Source organism: Thermogladius sp. 4427co, from assembly GCF_051933805.1.
Classification (GTDB): Archaea; Thermoproteota; Thermoprotei_A; order Sulfolobales; family Desulfurococcaceae; genus Thermogladius.
Window position 1 is genome coordinate 1102389 of record NZ_CP196893.1, and the last position, 19941, is coordinate 1122329.

The window sequence follows — 19941 nt, forward strand, 5'->3', positions numbered from 1 at the left end:
GTATGGCTCGTGACCATAGTGAGCTACTGGAAGAACTGAATAAGTTGAGAGAGAAGAGTATTCAAGGGGGCGGGCTAGACAAGATAGAAGCTCAGAGAAAGAAGGGTAAGCTATGGGTCAGGGATAGACTCAATCTACTACTAGACAAGGATAGTTTCAACGAGATCCAGTGGTTGAGAACCCATAGAAGCTCTTTCTTCGGCATGGACAAAGTGAAAATCTACGGCGATGGAGTAATAATAGGGTATGGTAGGATCGATGGCAGACCAGTCTTTGTATACGCACAGGATTTCACAGTCTTCGGCGGGAGTATCGGGGAGATACACGGGGAGAAGATCGCCTACCTAATAGAGATGGCTATTAAATACGGTGCACCGGTGATAGGCTTATACGACTCGGGCGGCGCGAGGATACAAGAGGGTGTTGCAAGCCTCCATAGCTCTGGTCTGTTGTTTGCTGCGAACGTGAAAGCGAGCGGTGTAATCCCCCAGATAGCTCTAATGCTCGGCCCTTGTGCCGGAGCAGCTTCTTATAGCCCGGCTCTAATGGATTTTGTGATCATGGTTAAAAACGCATACATGTTTATCACAGGCCCCGAGGTAGTTAAGGCTGCTACCGGAGTCGAGGTGTCTTTCGAAGAGCTCGGTGGAGCGCACGTCCACGCTACTAAAAGCGGTGTCGCCCATATTGTCGTAGAAGACGAGCAATCAGCATTCCACGTGACTAGGAGGCTACTATCCTACCTGCCTAGTAATTCTAATGAAGAACCACCGTACCTTCCGACCGGAGACCCGCCCGATAGGAAGATCGACGATATATACTCATTGATCCCCACAGATCCTGTCAAACCATTCGATGTAAGAGAGGTTATCGTCAGAGTAGTTGACAACGGCGAATTCCTAGAGCTCCAGCCGGATTTCGCGAAATCGGCTGTAATAGGCTTTGCGAGAATAAACGGTAGATCTGTCTGCATTGTAGCCAACCAGCCTGCGGACAAAGGAGGGGTTATCGATATCGATGCTTCGGATAAAATAGCTAGGTTTGTGAGATTCTGCGACGCATTCAATATCCCGATTATAACCTTCGTAGATACACCTGGCTTCATGCCTGGAGTAGACCAGGAGCATGGGGGTATTATAAGACACGGTGCTAAAATACTACACGCATATGCTGATGCAACAGTCCCTAAGATCACGATTATAATGAGGAAAGCCTATGGAGGAGCGTATATAGCTATGGGGAGTAAGTCTCTCGGGGCAGATATAACTTATGCTTGGCCTACAGCCGAGATAGCTGTAATGGGTCCAGAGGGGGCTGTTAGGATACTGTATAGGAAAGAAGCAGAATCCCACCCAGACCCAGCTAAATTCTACGAGGAGAAAACAGCCGAGTATAGGAAATTGTTCGCTAATCCCTACCTAGCCGCAGAGCTCGGTTACGTAGACGATGTCATAGACCCGGCTCTAACACGGGCTAAGATTGCGGCAGCCCTGGAGGTAGTATATAGGAAGAGGGAGGAATACTTAGGAATAATACCTAAGAAGCATTCGAACATACCTCTATAAGATACACTATGTTTATCCTATTTTAGCGAGACGAGCGGCGTATCCTTCTGAACGCTCTGCCCTTTCTTCACGTAGACTTCAGCAACCTCGCCCTCGAGGTGGGATTTGATCTCGATAATCATTTTCATAGACTCCATTAACGCGATTACATCTCCTTGCTTAATCTTATCGCCTGGGTTTACTTTAACCTCGATAATCCTCCCTGCTATAGGGGCCTTGATTACTTTACCGCTTACAACCGGCTTCTGCTCCTGCGCTTTCTCTCTAGCGATTTTGGACTCGTATATTTCAACCACATCGCTTATTAGCAGGGGTTGTATATTGATATAAGCCTGTCCTTCAGCGATGAAAAGCGAGTAGGTGACACCGTCGTAATCCAGTATTATCCTGTCTGGAGACTGTTTTACGACTTTGATTTCGATCTCCTTACCGTCTGGCAGTATTACCTTAGCTCTATCCTTCCCGATTTTGTCTATCACCATCTCAAACGTATGGCCATAGACTGTCTTCACCCTTATTTTCTTAGGCATGATATACCTCTCTTAGCAATATTTTTAGATAATCAACTACTGCTTCCTGTTTTCAATTATTATATCATGGTTAAATATTTAAACTATTACACTAGCCTAGGATCCTGAGAAAAATCCCTAGGTCGTAGATATTCCTGAAAACCCTTCTCTCCCGGTCTAACTCTGCTACACCTATAACAGTTTTATCCGAGCTATCTACTACTGCGATAAAACTGTCTATAGGCTCATAGATCTCGATTATGCTCTCGTATAGTAGGTCGTTTCCATACAGGAATGCTCTAACCCCTTTCTCAGATGCTATTACTGCAGCCCTATACCCTACTCTATTAAAGACCTCTGTATACAATAATGTTGATAGAACAGCTTTCCCGCCTAGAGAAACCCCGATCCAGGCTCCATCGAAAATGGTATTCGGGGCCCTACTGCTCAAAGCGTATATTAAACATGTATCGTCGAAACAAGTCTGATAGACCCGGCTTAAATCAACATATTCTCCTAAGTCAACTCCTAAAGCCTTCCACGCGTACCAGGCTAGGGATCCTATGGTTTCCTTGCTAACCCTTATCTGCTTAAACTTAATAGTCTCGCGCAAACCTACCCCCTGTTTTTCGTAAGTAGGCAGAATGTAAACCCGAACATACTGTGTCTATGCGGCCAAATCCTAACACACTTTCTTACTCTATCATCGAATACGAGCCTGTGGAACCTAGTTAAGCCGGTACTCCAATCAAATAATTTGAGAGGTGGTTCTACAATATCTACGTCGCTCCTCGATTCGAGGATTTTGGATACAACATACTCGTTCTCCTCTGGCGCAATACTGCACGTTATGTATGCTAGAACACCATCCTTAGAGAGCATTTCTATGCCTGCTTTCAATAGCTCTATCTCGCGTCTAACCAGGATAGCGAGATCTCTTATCTTAGTCTTAGTCTTCCTAGAAGGGTCGTTCATAATGGTTCCTTCAGAACTACAAGGAACATCTAGGATAATTCTTTCATACCTCTTACTCCACTTCTTGTAGAGTATTCTGGCATCGTTCCACATAACAGTAATATTTGAAAGCTTCATCCTCATAACATGGCCGGCTAATGCTTTCAAGCGGGGTAGGTAGATATCGTTAGCATATACTCTGCCAGAACCCCATACTATTTGGGCGGCGAACGTCGCCTTACCACCCGGGGCTGCACAAGCGTCTAACACGTCTCCCCTATATTCGTGCAGTAAAAGGATTACTGGTATCAACGCGGAGGCATCTCTATGGACATAGTATAAGCCCTTGAGATACTCGTGTGTTGAACCGATCGTAGGATGCTCCGGTTGATTAACAACCCTGAACGCCCCCTTCCACCATTTAATTTCCTCTAGCCTGAAACCTAATTGCTCTAGGCGTAGGGCTAGTTTATCCGGGTCTATTAGCACCGTATTAGTTCTAACAACCGGCTTAACAGGTTTCTCGAATGCTTCGAGAAGGGCTATTGTCTCGTTTAAGCCGAGCATTACTAGGTAGCGTTGCACCATGTAGGGTAAATAGCCGTATGTGGCAGCAAGCTCTTTAGCTTTATCGCCTGGCTCAATATAGATCTCTCTATAGATGTCGGATACGGTAACCCCTTTACCCAATTCCACCACTTACTCTAGCTTCTAGTATTTTCTTCATCGTCCTAGCGTTTTCAAGCATGTAATGATTATTGTTGAAATAGACGAATACCCTTTGTGGTTTAAGTGAGATAACTTTGTCTGCTATCTCAGCTAATTCCCCTTCCGAGTACTCGTAGCCATACCAATCTAGGTGGCCGTGGAGTCTCAGATAAAGAGATCTGCTAGAATAAGCTATCCAGGTTGCTATCGGGGCATCTATTGAGACAATAGTTAGTCCAAGACTCCTCCCCCATTCAACAATATCGTTATTAAAACAAGTAGGATTCCTGAATTCTATTGCAAACCTCTCTCCAAGCCCTGTATTTTCGTAGAATTTCTCTATTTTATCCAGGTTCTCTTTCTTACAAGATAGATTCGGCGGTAGCTGGAACAGGTAGAATTCAACGTATTTATCGAGTGGTTGGAAGAGATCCCTGAACTTAAACCATATGTCTAGGGATCCTTCTCCAAATTTTCTCCGATGTGTTATACTCTGGTGTACTTTAACAGCCCATTTAATAGAAGACCCTTTCCTAGCCCAGGAGAGAACTTGGTTCCTGAATGGAAACCTGTAGAAACTAGCGTTTAACTCTACAGTATTTAGACCGCTCTCCCGGATATACCAGTCTAGTGTCGCCTCCTCGTTCCAATCGTAGAGCCATCCGCTGGTTCCAACATAAATCTCCAAGTAGCTCAACCCTTACATTAATAATTTGCAGTTGATTAACGTATTAAATGGTGATAGTATGAGTAGATTGATGGAGTATTTAAATAGAATTAGTAGTAGCGAGCTCGCTAGCTACATAGACCATACGATGCTAAAGCCCCAGGCGGATTATAAGCAGCTAGAGAAATATATCGGCGACTGCAAGAGGTATGGTTTTAAAGCGCTTGTGATACCTCTAAGCCTTGTACCGAAGGCTATAGAGATCTCGGGTAAAAGTGTTCGGATCGCTACTGTAGTAGGCTTCCCACTAGGGAATACTTCCACGAGGTCGAAGATAGCTGAGATCTCCGAAGCCTCCGAGTTAGGTGTGAAGGAAATAGATGCTGTAATGAATATCAACGCTTTTAAATCCGGGGATTACGGCTACGTCTTAGGCGAGTTGAAAAATATTGTTAGAGAAGCGAGGGATAGGGGGATCGAGGTGGTTAAAATCATTATAGAGACAGGTCTTTTGACTGATGAAGAAAAAATTAAAGCAGCAAAACTAGTCCTCGAATCTGGGGCAGATTTCGTGAAAACTAGTACGGGCTTTCTGGGAGAGGGTGCTACAGTATATGATGTGAGACTATTATATAATGCTGTAGAAGGAAAAATCGGCGTTAAAGCTGCAGGAGGGATAAGGCATGTGCTAGACGCGCTGGCTATGATCGATGCCGGCGCTTCGAGGATAGGGACTAGTACAGGTGATAAAATAATGGAGGAATTCGATAGATTGAAAAAGGGATTATTATGACCGAGGAAGGAGGATTCTTCCTACTAGAGCCAGCTGGTAGATTCACAAAACACCTCCTGAGAGTAGTCAAGGTGTATGCTATAGAGAAATCCCCCTATCAGGAGATAGCTTTTGTAGAAATAGATGGCTTCGGGAGGTCGCTGGTCATAGATAATTTCATACAGAGTACTGAAGAAGACGAGTTCATATACCACGAGTTGCTAGTCCAACCCGCGATGACAATTCACCCTAACCCTCGGAAGGTGTTAATAATTGGAGGAGGTGAAGGGGCAACTCTCAGAGAGGTTTTGAAGCATAATACCGTTGAGAAAGCAGTAATGGTAGATATCGACGAGAAAGTTGTCGAATTCTCTAAGAAATACCTGGATGTAATGCATAAAGGCAGTTTCAACGACCCGAGAGCTGAAATAATTATCATGGATGGGCTCAAATATGTTGAAGAAGCAAGGGATAGGGATTTCGATGTTGTAATACTCGATCTCACAGACCCTTACGCAGGACCAGTTGCTAAGCCCTTGTATAGCGTTGAATTCTATAGCCGGCTGAAAAGTATTATGAAGAGCGACGGGGTTGTTGTAACACAGGCTGGATCTAGCTATTTCTACACTAGTGAATACCTCTATGTTAGAGACAACCTGGCCAAGGTATTCAAATACATTGGAGAATACTGGACATGGATACCGAGTTTTGCTGTAAACGTTAATTTCATTATAGCATCCGACGTTTACGACCCTAGGTCTGTAAAGCCGGAGGAATTCGATAAAAGGCTGAAGGAGAGGGGCGTTAGAAACCTGTATGTAAACGGGAGTAGATTTACTGGTCTCTTAATGGTCGGGGTATTATACCCGAAGAAGTTTATTCTTCAACAGTAGTTTTTTCAAATATTAACCCTGCTAATAATAGTAGTGTTATGCTTAGTATTGAGAGAATTAGCAGATCGTTAGCGGGGCTCATAGGGTAAAGCCCTACATCCGCGCCTGTAAGCCAGTATCTCACAGAGTGGACGCTGTAGCTCAACGGGTCGAGCTGGGCTGCAAGCTTCATCCAGTCAGGCATTGTCGTAAACGGGTAGAACACCCCACTCATGAACATTAGGGGCATAGTGATAAGGTTTACCAGCATCTGGAACCCTTCTATGCTTGAAAGCTTTAGCGCGATGATTACTCCTAGAGATGCGAATGCTATTGCTGAGACAAATAGGTATACGAGAGCGACCGGCACCCCCAGTGGTTTCAAACCCGGGGCTAGTAGGAAGCCTAGTAGGATTATTATTAGTCCTTGAATACTTGTTACGATAGCATCGCCTACTATCCTCCCTGCTATAATGATCTTCCTCGAAGCCGGTGCTACCAGAGTTTCCTTCAGGTAGCCGAATTGTTTATCCCATATAACGCTTATACCACTGATAAAACTACCCATGAAAACCGTCATAGCAGCCATCCCGCTAACCATGAAAGTCAGGTAGTCTACTCCTCCGAAGATAGTATTGAAATACTTTTGTATCATATCCGTTATCGAGAATCCTGGAATACTAGGTAGCCCGGGTAGTTTAATATTGGAAGCCGAGAATATAGAGCCCCAGCCCAGGCCTAGGAATATTATCCAGACCAGTGGGTTCAGGAATGTCGATACCAGCCTTGACCTAGCCCCAACCCACCTTTTCACCTGCCTGTATACCATTGCTATTAGAGGAGATAGCTCTATACTCATCTATGCCACCTCGCCAAGGGCTGTGGGGATTCAAGCGAATCCCTTAGCTCTCTACCAGTTAAATGCAGGAATACCTCGTTAAGAGAAGGCTTCCTATAGCTTACCTCGGAAATCCTTAGACCCGCTCTAAACGCTTTATCGAATACTTCAGGTAGGATTTTGTTAGCGTTCTCGACAACAAGCTCGATAGTTTTTGGATCAATGGCCTTACACACTTTTGCCTCGAAATAAGAGCATATTTCACTACTCACTCCGTTATCGAATTTCAAGTATACTACATCGCTGCCAAGCATGTTTTTAAGCTCGCTACTAGTCCCCATTGCAACGATCTTTCCGTGATCCATTATAGCAATCCTATCAGCTAATTCATCAGCTTCATCCATGTAATGGGTTGTAAGGAGTATAGTCATATCATAATCCTTCTTTAGCTTCCGGATGTAATCCCATATCCTAGCCCTAGACTGGGGGTCTAGACCTATAGTCGGCTCGTCTAATATCAGGATATCGGGGTTGGTGAGGAGTGCTCTAGCTATCTCAAGCCTCCTTCTCATACCGCCACTATAGTATTTAACTTGTTTGTAAGCGTATTCTCTCAGCTCTACGAAGTCGAGTAGTTCTAGGATCCTATCGTGTAACTGCCTCCCCTTCAAACCGTATAGGCGTCCGTGGACGTACATATTATCGTATGCTGTAAGCTGGTTATCTAGGCTTGGGTCTTGGAATACTATCCCTATAACCCTCCTCACTTTATCCGGCTCTCTAACCACATCGTATCCGTATACTTCGACTCTACCAGACGTTGGTTTTAGTAGTGTTGCGATTATATGTATTGTCGTAGTTTTCCCAGCCCCGTTGGGACCTAGTAGAGCGAATATTTCACCTTTCCTAACACTAAAATCTATACCCGCTACCGCGGTAACATCTTTAAATCTCTTCACGAGTTTTTCGACTACGATAACATCCATATACTACACGCCTCTCATCGATGATATAAGATTATTTAATTCCTCAATCCTGTTTCTAAGCTCTAGCAATTTATCCCTGGGCATATTATCCAGGTTTTTAAATAGCCACAGCAGGTTTTTAACCAGGCTTATTAAACCGATTTCTCTAGCGATCCTCAACTTCTGCGATATGAAATCCGCGAATTCAGAAACATGTTTCTTCTCGTTTAGGAAGGCTCTGCCTTTATCAGTCAAGCTATATACTTTAACGATCCTATCCCCGACACGTTTCTCTTCAACGCTGACAAGACCTTCGCGAACCATCTTCTTTAGAAGAGGGTATAGAGCGCCTGGGCTAGGCTTGAAACCGTATTTTTCTTCAATCTTAGACATTATAGCGTATCCATGTAAAGGGGTTTCAGAGAGTGTCTTCAACACTATCACTCCCAGCATTCCTCTCAATATAAACCTATCCATAGTTTTCAACCGATATATCTGCAGATATAAAGACGTTTATAAATATTAACGTTCTTCCTTATACTCTGAAATATTTATAATTGAAATCAATATCTGCAGATATATCGGTAGATGTTTATGTCCAGCGTGTGGGAGCAAATATTTCGGTTAGCGGAATCAATACGCGATACGAAGCTTAGAGATATAGTTGTAGACCTTTTGAAGAACCCTGTTTTAACATTCGCAGACGTTAAGCCATTGATTAACCTAGTCGACTCGCCTGCTGCCCCTAGAAAACATCATTTCTTCACAGGCGGGCTGGGCTTTCATACGCTTAGCGTAGCATTATTATCGCTGAAGATAAGAGAGGTCTTTGAGAACGTTTACGGTATAGGTTCCGATCCAGACCTCATCCTAGCAGCTGCTATACTACACGACTTATTCAAATACTACCAGTACAAGCCGGATATTATAGAAGGAGGTTACAAGGTACGTGACGACTGGTTCCTATCCCACGACTACGCTATAGTAGCAGAGCTCGTTAAGAGGGGTGCGCCAGATAGATTAATAAGGGCTGTGGCTGAAGTCCACGGGCTCCAACCGTTCTCCACTATTGAAGGCCTTATCGTCCACTTGGCGGACTCACTGGATGCTAGAATAGGGGATATACTCCAGCAATACTTGTTAAACTATGTTAAACAATTGGAGAGAGAAGGCTGTAATCCGTATAAGGCTGTAGACAAGATGATTGGATCAGAAGGTATAGCATCCGTGTTCGGTAGTATTTTCGTGAAGAAGGAGGGCTTGGTTGAAGAGATCAAGAAGTATTGCGGTGGTTATAATGGGTAGAACAGTGGAGTTGGTGAATGTCTGGAAGATCTATAAAACGGGTAGTGTAGAGACAGTTGCTCTAAGAGGCGTAGACCTAGTCGTGGACGAGGGGGAGTTCATCTCTATTATGGGGCCAAGCGGTTCCGGCAAGTCGACACTCCTTAATATCGTAGGGTTGTTGGATAGGCCTTCTTCGGGGATTGTCAGGCTAGCTGGTAGAGACGTTTCAAGCATGTCGAGTACTGAGATGGCTTTCTACAGGAATAAGTTCATAGGTTTTGTATTCCAACGGTTCAACCTAGTGAATAGGCTCAGCGTAAGAGAGAATATTGAATTACCTCTCATAGCCAGAGGGATGCCGAAAAGCGAGAGGTATAAGCTCGTGGTCGAAGCGTTGAAAATGGTTGGAGGAGAAGAAAGCTGGCTCTATAAGAAGCCCAACCAGTTGAGCGGTGGCCAGCAGCAGAGGGTTGCAATCGCTAGAGCGATAGTAACTAGTCCGGTTCTACTACTGGCAGACGAGCCCACCGGGAATCTAGACAGGTCTTCTGCCAGGACTGTGATAGAGACTTTTGTTAAACTAAATAGGAACGGGCTTACAATCATGCTAGTGACTCACGACCCTGAGGTTGCAAATTGCAGCGAGAAGATATATCTGTTAAGAGACGGGAGGATATGGAATACTGTGGAGCCCGAGAAAGATAGATGCATATTGGAAACTGTTGGAGGGTGATAGCCTATGAAAAAATTGTTATCAGCTCTCTCAATTATTATAATGGTAATATCCCTAAGCCCGCTGATCACACTAGCGGATAACTCGTGGAGTATTGTAAGTATTACTTTCGTATCGAGGACTAGAAGCGATGTATACCCCGGGAGTTCTGGAGCTAGTTTAGACATTACCCTAGCCTATAATTCTACGGCACCAGCTATTAACCCATCAGCATGCTTATCTCTACCATCCGGATTCACCCTGAGATCATCTTCCTGCGTACTACCATCTAACTACACTATCGGGAGCGAGATTACTCTCGGCTCCCTACTCGAATATCACTATATTGTAGATGTTGACAAAAGCGTTCAACCAGGAGTATATGGTTTCATACTGAATATAACGTATGTCCAGCAAGGCGTCTTGAAAACAGAAATACTCAACGGCACTATAGAAGTCAAACCATACCCGCCTCTCTCGGTATCTGTTAGAGACGCCTACTGGACTCCTATAGGATACCCCGGCTCCTACCCGACCAGCCTTGTCTTAGAACTATCGAATGATGGGAATACTACGATCCTACACCTAGACGCCCAGGTCAGCCTACCAGCATGGGCGTTTATAACGAGCAACAGGTCTTCAACAGGGGCTTTGCAGCCTGGTTATACAACTACTCTAACATTCAGCAATATAGCGATAGACCCTAGTGCTAAACCAGGCGTCTACAACGGCACGCTATATGTTAACGCTACATTGGAAACAAGCGATGGGGTTGTCTACACATCTTCTGCCCAGACGGTATTCAGCATTACGGTTGATCCAGCACCTAATATCAAATTGCAGGTTCTAGACTACTCTTTCACATCAAATGTTGTTATGCCGGGACTGAATAACACAGGTATTAACATCAGATTCCGCAGCTATACAACGTATACTATCAGCAATATCGCTATATATGCTAGGCTGCAAAACGGGTATTTCAGCAATGGGTCGAATACCGCTTTCCTAGTAGTAAACAACCCTGTTAACTACGGTGACGTCTTCTCGATTACTCTAACAGGGGTTTACATAGATGAAGAAGCCGGCTTTGTAAGATTAACGCTATCAATGAACGCTATAGTAGACTCGCAGGGCACAAGATTCCCCGCTAGCCTCGAGATAAACCTCGTCCTGCCGGTGCCTACACCTATGTTAAATCTGACAGTAGTCAACGTTTACTGGTCAAACGGGCTGGCCTACCCGAATAGCGCATCAAATAGCCTAGTAGTTGAAGTATACAATGGTATGAACGCAAATATCAGGGATGCGAGCGTAGAGCTGATTCTCCCAGACCCCTTCTACCCGTCTCAAACAGTCATACAAGGGGTTTCGATACCGTCTCTAGGGATAGCCAGGCTGGAGTTTACAGGTATATCTATCAAGCCATGGGCTGAATCAGGCTCGTATAGCTTCCAGCTAGTGGTGAGAGGCCTTATCGTGAATAGCGACGGCTCCAGCAGGTTAATCAATATCGTGCTCGGCTCTAGACTCAGGATCGAATCATTGAGCATACTGTATAGTTCTACATCAACACCCGAGATCTCCAGCTACTTCTGGGGTACTACCACGCCCCAGCATGTTTATCCAGGGGATAGTAGGGCACCGTTCACGTTAATTCTGTACAATCCAGGCCCTCAACCAATAAGCCCCCTGTTCGTGAGCATAACCCCGCTAAATGATCCAGGTATAGTAGTATTGAATAACAATATATCATATTCTGGGGTACTGAGCCCTGGCAGTACGGTAAGCCTAACATTCTACCTGGATCTAAGGAATGCAACACACGGGGTAAAAGTTTTTAACGTATATATCCTTTACGGGGTTCGAGCAGGATCATACTCGCTCTTCAATTACACTAGCAGGATCCAAATACTCCTCGAGAAGTGGGGGGCTGGCGAAGGGCTGGTACTGGTTTCAGCAGGCTGGCAGAACAATTACCCGGCATTCCCCAACTCCTCTAACGCCGTATATACTGTAACACTGGCAAACACGCTCCCATACCAGGTTACAGGGATATGGCTCGAGCTCCTACCGCCCGAGGGACTAAAAGCGTCCAGATATTATAGCTTAACTTACTATATCTCGGGCCCTGTCAACCCATTTGGGACGGTTACAGCATCGTTCGTTCTCGACATAGGTAGTATTAACCCGGGTATTTACCTTGGGCTTGTTAAAGCCAGGTATAGTATTGTAACGAACAATGCGGAGTATACTGAGGATAAGACATATACAATCGTCTTAAACATTAGCAATCCGTTTGATGCTATAGGAATAGTATCATATGGCTGGTTAACAGGGCAACCGTATCCTGGCGAAAAAGGGGCTTTATACTATGTTAGGTTTGTAAATAGGGATTTCCCAAGTATTAGAGGGGTATCTGTGAAAATACGCTTGCCAGAGGGATACAGCGATTCCTTTACTCTAGCGGGCGAGGCAGAAGGTTTCACGGGTAGCCTCCCTAGCTTAGTATCTCAATACGCCCAGTTGCTCCGGGGAGGGTCGAATATCCTAGACATCGTCAGACAAATACCTCAAGCACAACAGTTTTCAGAAGGAGATTTCATCGACGTATTCTTCGTAATAAATATTGGGAGAACATTGTTCAACGGTAGCCTGCCCGCAGAGATAGAATTCACCGATCACTGGGGTTCTACGTACAGACTAGATATTACAATACCGTTTACTATAGAAGGCGCCCCACCACTTGTAGAAATCTCTACGGACAGGATAGCCATCGACTTCATGAATGGGACAGGGCTTGTAAGTATCATGGTAGCTAACAAATATGATAGCCCAGCATACGATGTTTATATAATACTAATCCCGCAGTCCTTCAACGCGATACCCTTAGGTAATGTCAAATACCTAGATGTGCTACCGCCGAAATCAAACGTGAGCATTGCTTTCACAATAGTATACAACCCTATAACACTCTCTGTATCCGCTGGTGTTACAGCTACATCTCCAGCTACTGTTTTCACAGTAACACTTATATATAGGGATGCTAGCGGATACATTAGCACGCTAAACCAGACGGTGGCGTTCCAGGTAAAACCGTTTGTTGACCTGGTCTTAACCCCTGATACCACTGTGAAATATTCCGCAGGCACTATCGTAGTAAACGGCGTCGTCTTGAACGAGGGTATTTCTAAAGCCAGGAGCGTTGTAGTATACTGTAGCTATGGGAACCAGACTAGTTTCGAATTCCTAGGCGATATAGATTCTGCTACTCAGACAGGGTTTAGATTAGAACTGAATATCCAGGAGCTGAAGTACAATTATGTCACGATAAAGCTAGTGTACAGAGATGATTTCAACAACCTCTTCGAGAAGACATTTAATGTCCCAATACAAATAGCTAGTGTTCCGGCTACAACGCTCACGCAGAGCGAGCAGTCGCAGCCTATAGCATTCTACATGCTTGTAACAATCATAGTTGCATTATTCCTCGCAGGAGTATTCTACATTGTATACAAGAAAGCTAGAAAGTGATGACTATTTATGCTAAGGCTCACAGATATCATTAGGCTGAGTATGAAAACACTATCGGAAAAAAAGGTGAGAGCTATACTCACAATTATAGGGATCGCGATAGGCCCTCTAGCGATAACTATGATCTACGGGGTGACATCATCCTACAGCGATTATATAGTGAGCCAAATCCAGGGACTTGGACAAAACCTTATTGTTGTAACACCCAGCCAGGGCTACCAGCTCTCGGATAGAGACTTAAACAGGATTAGGGAAATACCCCATGTTGTCTCAGCTGCCCCATTTTATAGTACGCAAGGCTATTACGGGGGCAAGACGAGTAATACAGTCTTTGTTTATGCCGTAGATCCCGATTTCCTAACAAAAGCTATTTCATCTCTTCAGATACTCAAGGGAGTAGCCCCCTCGCCTAATGATGCAAGCAAGTGTATTCTCGGATACGATATAGCTTTCGACGAATCAGGTAGGGAGGTCTATGATATAGGTGATGTAGTATCGGTTTCAGTATTCGTTTCAACCTCAAGCGGTGTATCAGAGAGGAGGCTTAACGTCATGGTTTCAGCTATTTTCGCTAAGTATGGTGGAGCACTATTCCTCAATCCTGATAAATCGGTTTTTGTACCGTTTTCAGCAGCCAAACTATTGCTAGGGGTCAGCAACTGGACCGGCATACTGGTTCTCGCAGACTCTCCCGAAAACGTTGATAGCATCGTAGGCAGTATCAACGATATGTATGGTAACAACGTCAACGTTGTTTCCTTCATAGGTATTGCTAGGATAGCTTCCTCAATAACTAGCGCCGTGAACTTCATGACTTTTGCCGCAAGCTTATCGGCTTTCGCGGTAGCAGTTGCGGGTGTTGCTTCAACTATGATTACCAGCGTTATGGAGAGAACCAGAGAGATTGGAGTAATGAAAGCACTTGGGTTCACGGATCTCCAGATAGTAATACTCACTTTGTCGGAAGGGATTATTATGAGCCTTATAGGGGGGTTTGTCGGTATAATACTCGGTGTTATAGGAGCCCACATACTAGCTTCCAAAGGCCTTGTTATATCGAGCGGGTTCTTCAATATCGTTATAAGAACAAGCCCGAAGATAACAATAGGTCTCATAGCGGAAGTAGTCCTGCTGACAGTGCTTACAGGTATAACAGGGTCGATTCTACCGGCTTATAGAGCGGCGAAAATACCTCCGGCAGAAGCCTTAAGGTACGAGTAATAGTGATTATGTTAGTTGCATTTTTTATTTTTAAGTTACAATTATAACTATTGTAAGGGTGCTATACGGTTGAGTAAGCACGGTGTCGAAGAAAGAGTCAACCAGTGGCTTATTGAAGAGGGATTTATCGTCAAAAAACTAGAAGCACCGCCCGAAGCTAAAATATCATGGGGTCTCGACGTCAACACACCTCCTCCTTTCCAGGTTAATTTTAAAGTTTTCAAATCATCCGAGAAGCCTGATAGATTGATTATACTAATAGGTATCGTGGTATCCCCTGAACACAGAAAATTCCTATCATCTCTAAGACAGGAGGAAGTCTTGAGGTTTATGAGCAGGCTTACAAGGATAGTTTTATCAGCCTGCAGCGACTGCCAGCTGACTATACAACCGAATCTTATAGACCCACAGACTTTAACTATCGCGTCTGTGCTTTTCGACGAAGAAGTCGAGAAAGGGGGTAAACACGTTTTCGTAAAGACAATTATGAAAATCCTTAATTCATACTCTATTATTGTTTCAATGTTTAACGAGGCGTATCCCGTGTTACCCCAGCCTAAAGAACAGAAGCCTCCTCAAATGTACCTATAAAATCCAATTATGTTTTTGATGAAAACGTTTTTATTTAAAACCCATTTAAGTGGTTTTAGGTGGGAGACATGCTATTAATAGATAATGCGAGAGTTCTCGATGTAAGGAAAGGTGTTATCGTAGAAAATGCTAGGATTCTCGTAAACGGGAAATATATTGTTGATATAGGTACCTCAGGCTCTGTTGACGCTTCTAAAGCTGTTGACGTAATAGATGCGAGAGGAAAGCTTGTAATGCCTGGTTTAATAGATGCTCATATGCACTTATCTGGTTTGAGGACGGGTGATGTAGTTAAAGAGCCGTTGCTGACTAGTTACGAGACCATGGTTGCGAGAGCTGTTAAAGACCTAGAGGCACTTGCTGAAGCAGGTTTTACGACTATAGTAGACGCAGGAGGATTGATTGCGCTGGGTTTGAAGCAGGCTGTTGAAGAAGGTACTTTGAAAGGGCCGCGTATCGTAGCAGCGGGAGCACCATTATCCCAGACATTCGGCCACGGCGATACACACTATCTACCGCTCGACCTCGTAGACGTGAGATCGAGGCTTGTAATGAGGCCTTTCGGCTCACTCATATGTGACGGAGTAGATGAGTGTAGGAAGGCTGCGCGATACGCACTTAGAATGGGGTCTGATTTCATCAAGATATTTACGACTGGAGGGGTTTTATCACAGAGGGATAGGCCGGAATACACGCAGTTCACCCTCGAAGAGATTAAAGCAATAGTTGAAGAAGCAAAGGCTGCTGGTAGATTCGTCCACGCCCATGCTGAAGGGGATAAAGGGATTATTAACGCGCTACTAGGAGGGGTCAAGGTTATTGCCCACGCTGATATGATCGACGATGAAGGCATCAGGCTTGCTATCGAGAAGAATGCTGTAGTAGTCCCGACTCTAGCAGTCTCAGAACATATATTAACCTACGGTAGAGAGCTCGGTCTACCGGATTGGGCTCTCGAGAAAGAGAGTTTCCTGTTCCAATACCATGTCGAGAGAGCTAGGAAAGCGTGGAGGGCGGGGGTTAAACTAGCGACGGGAACAGACTTCTGGGGTGGTGTGAAAGCTTTCAGGCACGGTGATAACGCTTTGGAAATAGTTTTATTCGTCGAGAAGATAGGTATGCCCCCTGCTGAGGCATTGAAAGCGGCTACTATAAACGCTGCCGAAGTAGCTGGTTTATCCCATGTAACAGGTAGTTTGGAGAAAGGGAAGCTAGCGGATCTGATTATCGTCGACGGGAACCCGTTAGATAACCCTAGGATACTGCTCGATAAGGATAGAATATTATTCGTGATGAAAGAAGGGAAAGTACTCAAGAATAAGCTGTCGTCACTCTGATTTCTCGATAGCTAGTTCATAGCTTCTATTTAGAATAATACTTGTAGCGAGAGCCGATAGGCCTGCTCCTATCATAAATCCACCCCCTACCGGTAGAGAGATAATTGTTACAAATAATGATATTATTGAAGCCACCCTCAGCTTTTCCGGACTTGCCCTTCTAATAGCCAGACCTATTAAGACCGAGATTATGCTCGAGCCTGTAGTTACGTATATTACAATCCATTTCATGGCCTCTATGAGGTTGACGAATAAGCCAGTAGGCTGAAGCAGCATAGAGATATATGTGAGACCAATATATACGGCTACTGCTTCCAGGCCGTAGAAAACCCCTGCGAACACCTCAAGAAGGGAGGGAAGGTAGTCGTTATCCACTGTAGTCATCTCTTTAATCTATATTACACGAGGCCTATATTTAATTTTTTAATATTCTCGTAGCAACGAATTCCTCGATACAAGAGTATTCAGTAACTCGAATGCTCTTAAGCTATCCTTGTTTTCCACAATGAGGATAGTATCTTTATGGCATGAGAGTAATTGGAGAACGTTGATGCCGTGGATTGCGAGTAGCGATGTAATAAATGCTGTAAACCCAGGGGTGGAGATAACGTCTTCAGGGCTGATAAGTATGAGAGCTGAGATATTTGTGTTTTCATAGAGGATCCTCGGTTTAAGTAGACTGCTTAAGTCACCGTAGTGCTCTCTATCTATGATAATTGTAATAGCTGAAGCACTATAGACTATAGAGAGAAATCTCGCTTTAGGCTTAATAGCTGAGATAGAGCTGATAACATCGTTATATGCGTCAAGGCTAACGCTCGCTACGGCTAGATCGGTTTTTAACTCTACACTAGTGTTAGCGAGGAGTCTACTTATCGATGTCTCGTCTAGATTAGGGAGGGATTCGATATATTTCTCGATTTGTCTAATAATATGTTTGCAATCGCGTTCTCTTATTTCTAGCCCAAGTTCTTCGTTTACCATAATACAAATTTTCCTTTTATGAACAATCCTCTTTAAGAACCCATATAACACATAGGGTTTCCTTAGAAGCCACCTAATTAAAATGTTTGTATTAAGCATTATCGATCATCTTCTATCTTGTATACCTCCGAGGAGTTAGTAGTGAATTTGTTTTTCCCTAGGTGGAGTACGAAATTTGCCTTGCTCGAGGGACCCTCCGGTGTGTAAATATTTGGGTTATAATGCGTGTAGACGACTTCCCCAATGAAGAGTTCGTGGTCGCCGTATAATTTAGATTCCAATATTTTACATTCAAGGTTTGCCACAGCCTCCCTTACAATAGGAGAATTCACTTTCACGCCTTTAGCAAAGCTTAATTTTAACTTGCTGAGTTTACCGGGACCACTTATTCTCCCCGCTATCCATAATTCTTTCAGCTGATCTATTAAAGGCACGGCTATTGTAAACTCACCATACTTCTTCATCAGCTTATATGTGTATCGCTCAGGGGATATCGAGACAGCTACTAGAAATGGCTTGCCTGAGACGACTGTAACCCAGGCAGCTGTCATAACATTATATTCTATCGGATATACGCCAGAGGTAACTAGATATACTCTCATAGGGTAGAGTAGTCTATAGAGCCGGTCTTCCATATGGTTCATAATGCTACGTCCTCTTGTCCAAACATATTTCTCTAAGCAATTGTATGTCTAGAATCTTACTACGAGGTATGATCGAGCATTCTACGCCACGGGGCTTTATCCGTTTTTCTCTCACCTCGATAAATCTCGTAGGCGTAGATATGTAGTCTACGGGAACGTCCCAGGGCATTAAAGGTATTTCGAAAGGGACGATCTGCATGTCGTGTACTGTAGTCACTACGGGTGTTCTATCGTCTACTAAGTTGTAGTGAGTTAGTATCCCGTACTCGATCTCGCTGTAGCCCTCGCCTTTACCAAGCCTTCCACCCCTAAGGTCTACAGCTACTGAGCCTGCTATAAATAAGTCGATTTGAGGCATATTCCTTGGATGAATAGCTATTCCGTACTTGAACATACCACTTATCGTAGAAGCCTTCCAAACCTCTGTCGAAGGTATTTTAAACGGGTCTAGGAGTAGAAAGCCTTGTCTGATCCTGGGCGTGGATACAAAAACTTTAATATTCTTCTCTAATAGCAGCCTCCTAAGGGGCGCTTGGGGTGAATCAGGGTTTACAAAAACGTTTTCGAACCTACCTATCTTCAACTCTCTCAAGAGCCTAGCAGCAGCCTCCTCGGCTCCTTCAAAATTCGGTATCCTACCGTATACTGGTCGTGGAAACCTAGCGATACCCTTCTCTTCCAGCATCCTCCATATATTCAACCTTATAGACTCTCTGAAAGAAACTAGTTCGTCTCGTTGTAAACCGTCCATAATACCTGGATCCCTATTAGCATGTAGAATTTTGATATTAGTTTTTAACAATGCTTACTAGGGTTTGTCTGTTACGGTTATGCTGCCATCTACACCTACTATAGCTACAAGCATTGCCTCGGTATTGTATCTAGCTACAATATCTCCTCTTTTATCTACAGCTATGAAACCCATATTGCCAGGTCCATGCCTAGTTGTTGCTTCAGCTATGATTCTTTCTGCAGCAGTCTGGAGATCTAACCCGTTCCTAATATAGTAGTCGAGTTTGAGGCATGGCATTTCACGTATAATGATCTCGCCGTAACCTGTCGCGCTGCAGGCCAAGTTCTCGCTGCTGTAGAAACCTGCTCCAGGGATAGGCGTGTCCCCTACTCTGCCAGGGTACTTTAGAATTACACCACCAGTGCTTGTAGCCGCAGCTAGAATGTTATTCTCGTCTAGGGCTACAGCACCAACAGTATCCGCTCTTCCGATACTGCTTATAAGTTCTTTCAAAACCTCGTTTTTCCCGATGAGAACAGCTAGCTTAGAGTAGTATACGTCTTTCAACTCGCCGGCTAGTAGCTTTCTAATTGCGTCTTTATACCTCTTAACGACGTGTAGAGGAGGTTGTTCAAGCTTTGGTAGTCCAATTGTTAACCCTAGTTCGTCGGCATCCGGGCCTGCTAGCAGTACATGTGGTGTATTTTCGGCGATGAACCTTGCTAGGAGGATCGGGTTTCTAATCTTCCTCACTGCTGCCACAGCTCCTAGAAGCCCATTGCTTGACATGAGGCCAGCGTCTAGACTCCTGCCTCCGAATAGATCTAGTACGCTACCAGCCCCGGCATTTAAATACCCCGAGTCCTCCATGCATTTAACAGCTTCTACAACAGCTTCTACAGCACTATTCAATTCGGTTAGAACTTTGAATGCGTGCTCGGCACAATTCTTTACAGCATTCATTGCCTTATCCTTTACCTCCGAGTCCCGCCAGGAGCCTGCACCTCCGTGGAGAGCCAGGGCTTTCATTTCTTGAACACCAGTAGGTGAA

The 19941-nt window shown here is 44.3% G+C and carries 21 protein-coding genes; 9 read left to right on the forward strand and 12 right to left on the reverse strand.

Going from position 1 to position 19941, the window contains the following annotated elements; genetic code table 11:
- Window positions 1-2 precede the first annotated feature (2 nt).
- Window positions 3-1565, forward strand: a complete 1563-nt coding sequence (locus ACSU1N_RS06190) for an acyl-CoA carboxylase subunit beta (protein WP_440059372.1) — start codon at window positions 3-5, stop codon at window positions 1563-1565.
- 17 nt (window positions 1566-1582) lie between these two features.
- On the opposite strand, the gene ACSU1N_RS06195 is transcribed toward ACSU1N_RS06190, so the two are convergent.
- The 4 genes from ACSU1N_RS06195 to ACSU1N_RS06210 all read right to left on the reverse strand — a co-directional run bounded on the left by ACSU1N_RS06195 (window position 1583) and on the right by ACSU1N_RS06210 (window position 4424).
- Entirely contained in the window at window positions 1583-2095 is a 513-nt protein-coding gene (locus ACSU1N_RS06195) for a biotin/lipoyl-containing protein (RefSeq protein ID WP_440059373.1), read from the reverse strand.
- A gap of 91 nt (window positions 2096-2186) precedes the next feature.
- Window positions 2187-2687 (reverse strand): hypothetical protein, encoded by a 501-nt coding sequence (locus ACSU1N_RS06200; protein ID WP_440059374.1) that lies wholly within the window; start codon window positions 2685-2687, stop codon window positions 2187-2189.
- Window positions 2688-2689: 2 nt separating this feature from the next.
- Window positions 2690-3718 (reverse strand): RsmB/NOP family class I SAM-dependent RNA methyltransferase, encoded by a 1029-nt coding sequence (locus tag ACSU1N_RS06205; RefSeq protein ID WP_440059375.1) that lies wholly within the window; start codon window positions 3716-3718, stop codon window positions 2690-2692.
- Entirely contained in the window at window positions 3711-4424 is a 714-nt protein-coding gene (locus ACSU1N_RS06210; protein ID WP_440059376.1) for a DUF72 domain-containing protein, read from the reverse strand. The genes ACSU1N_RS06205 and ACSU1N_RS06210 overlap by 8 nt, the downstream gene beginning before the upstream one ends.
- Before the next feature lie 58 nt (window positions 4425-4482).
- On the opposite strand from ACSU1N_RS06210, the gene deoC reads away from it, so the two are divergent.
- Window positions 4483-5196, forward strand: a complete 714-nt coding sequence (deoC, locus tag ACSU1N_RS06215; protein ID WP_440059377.1) for a deoxyribose-phosphate aldolase — start codon at window positions 4483-4485, stop codon at window positions 5194-5196.
- Window positions 5193-6068 (forward strand): spermidine synthase, encoded by an 876-nt coding sequence (locus tag ACSU1N_RS06220; protein ID WP_440059378.1) that lies wholly within the window; start codon window positions 5193-5195, stop codon window positions 6066-6068. Before deoC ends, ACSU1N_RS06220 begins: the two co-directional genes overlap by 4 nt.
- Here ACSU1N_RS06220 and ACSU1N_RS06225 read toward each other — a convergent pair.
- Genes ACSU1N_RS06225 through ACSU1N_RS06235 form a run of 3 tightly spaced genes read right to left on the reverse strand, consistent with a single transcriptional unit; the run spans window position 6052 to window position 8327 of the window.
- A complete protein-coding gene (locus tag ACSU1N_RS06225; RefSeq protein WP_440059379.1) occupies window positions 6052-6906 on the reverse strand; it encodes an ABC transporter permease in 855 nt (284 codons plus the stop codon). The genes ACSU1N_RS06220 and ACSU1N_RS06225 overlap by 17 nt on opposite strands.
- Window positions 6903-7871, reverse strand: a complete 969-nt coding sequence (locus ACSU1N_RS06230) for an ATP-binding cassette domain-containing protein (protein ID WP_440059380.1) — start codon at window positions 7869-7871, stop codon at window positions 6903-6905. Before ACSU1N_RS06230 ends, ACSU1N_RS06225 begins: the two co-directional genes overlap by 4 nt.
- 3 nt (window positions 7872-7874) lie before the next feature.
- On the reverse strand, window positions 7875-8327 hold the full coding sequence (locus ACSU1N_RS06235) for a PadR family transcriptional regulator (protein ID WP_440059381.1): 453 nt from the start codon (window positions 8325-8327) through the stop codon (window positions 7875-7877).
- Between the two features lie 117 nt (window positions 8328-8444).
- Between ACSU1N_RS06235 and ACSU1N_RS06240 the strand changes: the two genes are divergently transcribed.
- The 6 genes from ACSU1N_RS06240 (at window position 8445) to ACSU1N_RS06265 (ending at window position 16529) form a co-directional block, all read left to right on the forward strand.
- Window positions 8445-9155 (forward strand): HD domain-containing protein, encoded by a 711-nt coding sequence (locus ACSU1N_RS06240; protein ID WP_440059382.1) that lies wholly within the window; start codon window positions 8445-8447, stop codon window positions 9153-9155.
- Window positions 9148-9870, forward strand: coding sequence for an ABC transporter ATP-binding protein (locus ACSU1N_RS06245; RefSeq protein WP_440059383.1), 723 nt, complete (start codon window positions 9148-9150; stop codon window positions 9868-9870). The genes ACSU1N_RS06240 and ACSU1N_RS06245 overlap by 8 nt, the downstream gene beginning before the upstream one ends.
- Before the next feature lie 6 nt (window positions 9871-9876).
- Window positions 9877-13380, forward strand: coding sequence for a hypothetical protein (locus ACSU1N_RS06250; protein WP_440059384.1), 3504 nt, complete (start codon window positions 9877-9879; stop codon window positions 13378-13380).
- Window positions 13381-13389: 9 nt separating this feature from the next.
- Window positions 13390-14601 carry an ABC transporter permease gene (locus tag ACSU1N_RS06255; RefSeq protein WP_440059385.1) on the forward strand — a complete coding sequence of 404 codons (1212 nt, stop codon included), beginning with the start codon at window positions 13390-13392 and terminating at the stop codon, window positions 14599-14601.
- 69 nt (window positions 14602-14670) lie between these two features.
- Window positions 14671-15192, forward strand: a complete 522-nt coding sequence (locus tag ACSU1N_RS06260) for a DUF2299 domain-containing protein (RefSeq protein WP_440059386.1) — start codon at window positions 14671-14673, stop codon at window positions 15190-15192.
- Window positions 15193-15260: 68 nt separating this feature from the next.
- Window positions 15261-16529: an amidohydrolase family protein gene (locus tag ACSU1N_RS06265; RefSeq protein WP_440059387.1), complete on the forward strand. Its 1269-nt coding sequence runs from the start codon at window positions 15261-15263 to the stop codon at window positions 16527-16529.
- Here ACSU1N_RS06265 and ACSU1N_RS06270 read toward each other — a convergent pair.
- The 5 genes from ACSU1N_RS06270 to ACSU1N_RS06290 form a co-directional block, all read right to left on the reverse strand.
- The gene (locus ACSU1N_RS06270) at window positions 16521-16913 is read right to left on the reverse strand and encodes a hypothetical protein (RefSeq protein ID WP_440059388.1); all 393 of its coding nucleotides are present in this window, start codon (window positions 16911-16913) and stop codon (window positions 16521-16523) included. The two genes, ACSU1N_RS06265 and ACSU1N_RS06270, sit on opposite strands and share 9 nt — an antisense overlap.
- A 39-nt stretch (window positions 16914-16952) precedes the next feature.
- On the reverse strand, window positions 16953-17513 hold the full coding sequence (locus tag ACSU1N_RS06275) for an ACT domain-containing protein (protein ID WP_440059389.1): 561 nt from the start codon (window positions 17511-17513) through the stop codon (window positions 16953-16955).
- 98 nt (window positions 17514-17611) lie between these two features.
- On the reverse strand, window positions 17612-18148 hold the full coding sequence (locus ACSU1N_RS06280; RefSeq protein WP_440059390.1) for a flavin reductase family protein: 537 nt from the start codon (window positions 18146-18148) through the stop codon (window positions 17612-17614).
- Window positions 18149-18161: 13 nt separating this feature from the next.
- Complete coding sequence (locus ACSU1N_RS06285) at window positions 18162-18908, reverse strand: 5-formyltetrahydrofolate cyclo-ligase (RefSeq protein ID WP_440059391.1); 747 nt, start codon at window positions 18906-18908, stop codon at window positions 18162-18164.
- 57 nt (window positions 18909-18965) lie between these two features.
- Window positions 18966-19919, reverse strand: coding sequence for an isoaspartyl peptidase/L-asparaginase (locus ACSU1N_RS06290; RefSeq protein WP_440059392.1), 954 nt, complete (start codon window positions 19917-19919; stop codon window positions 18966-18968).
- Between the last annotated feature and the right edge of the window lie 22 nt (window positions 19920-19941).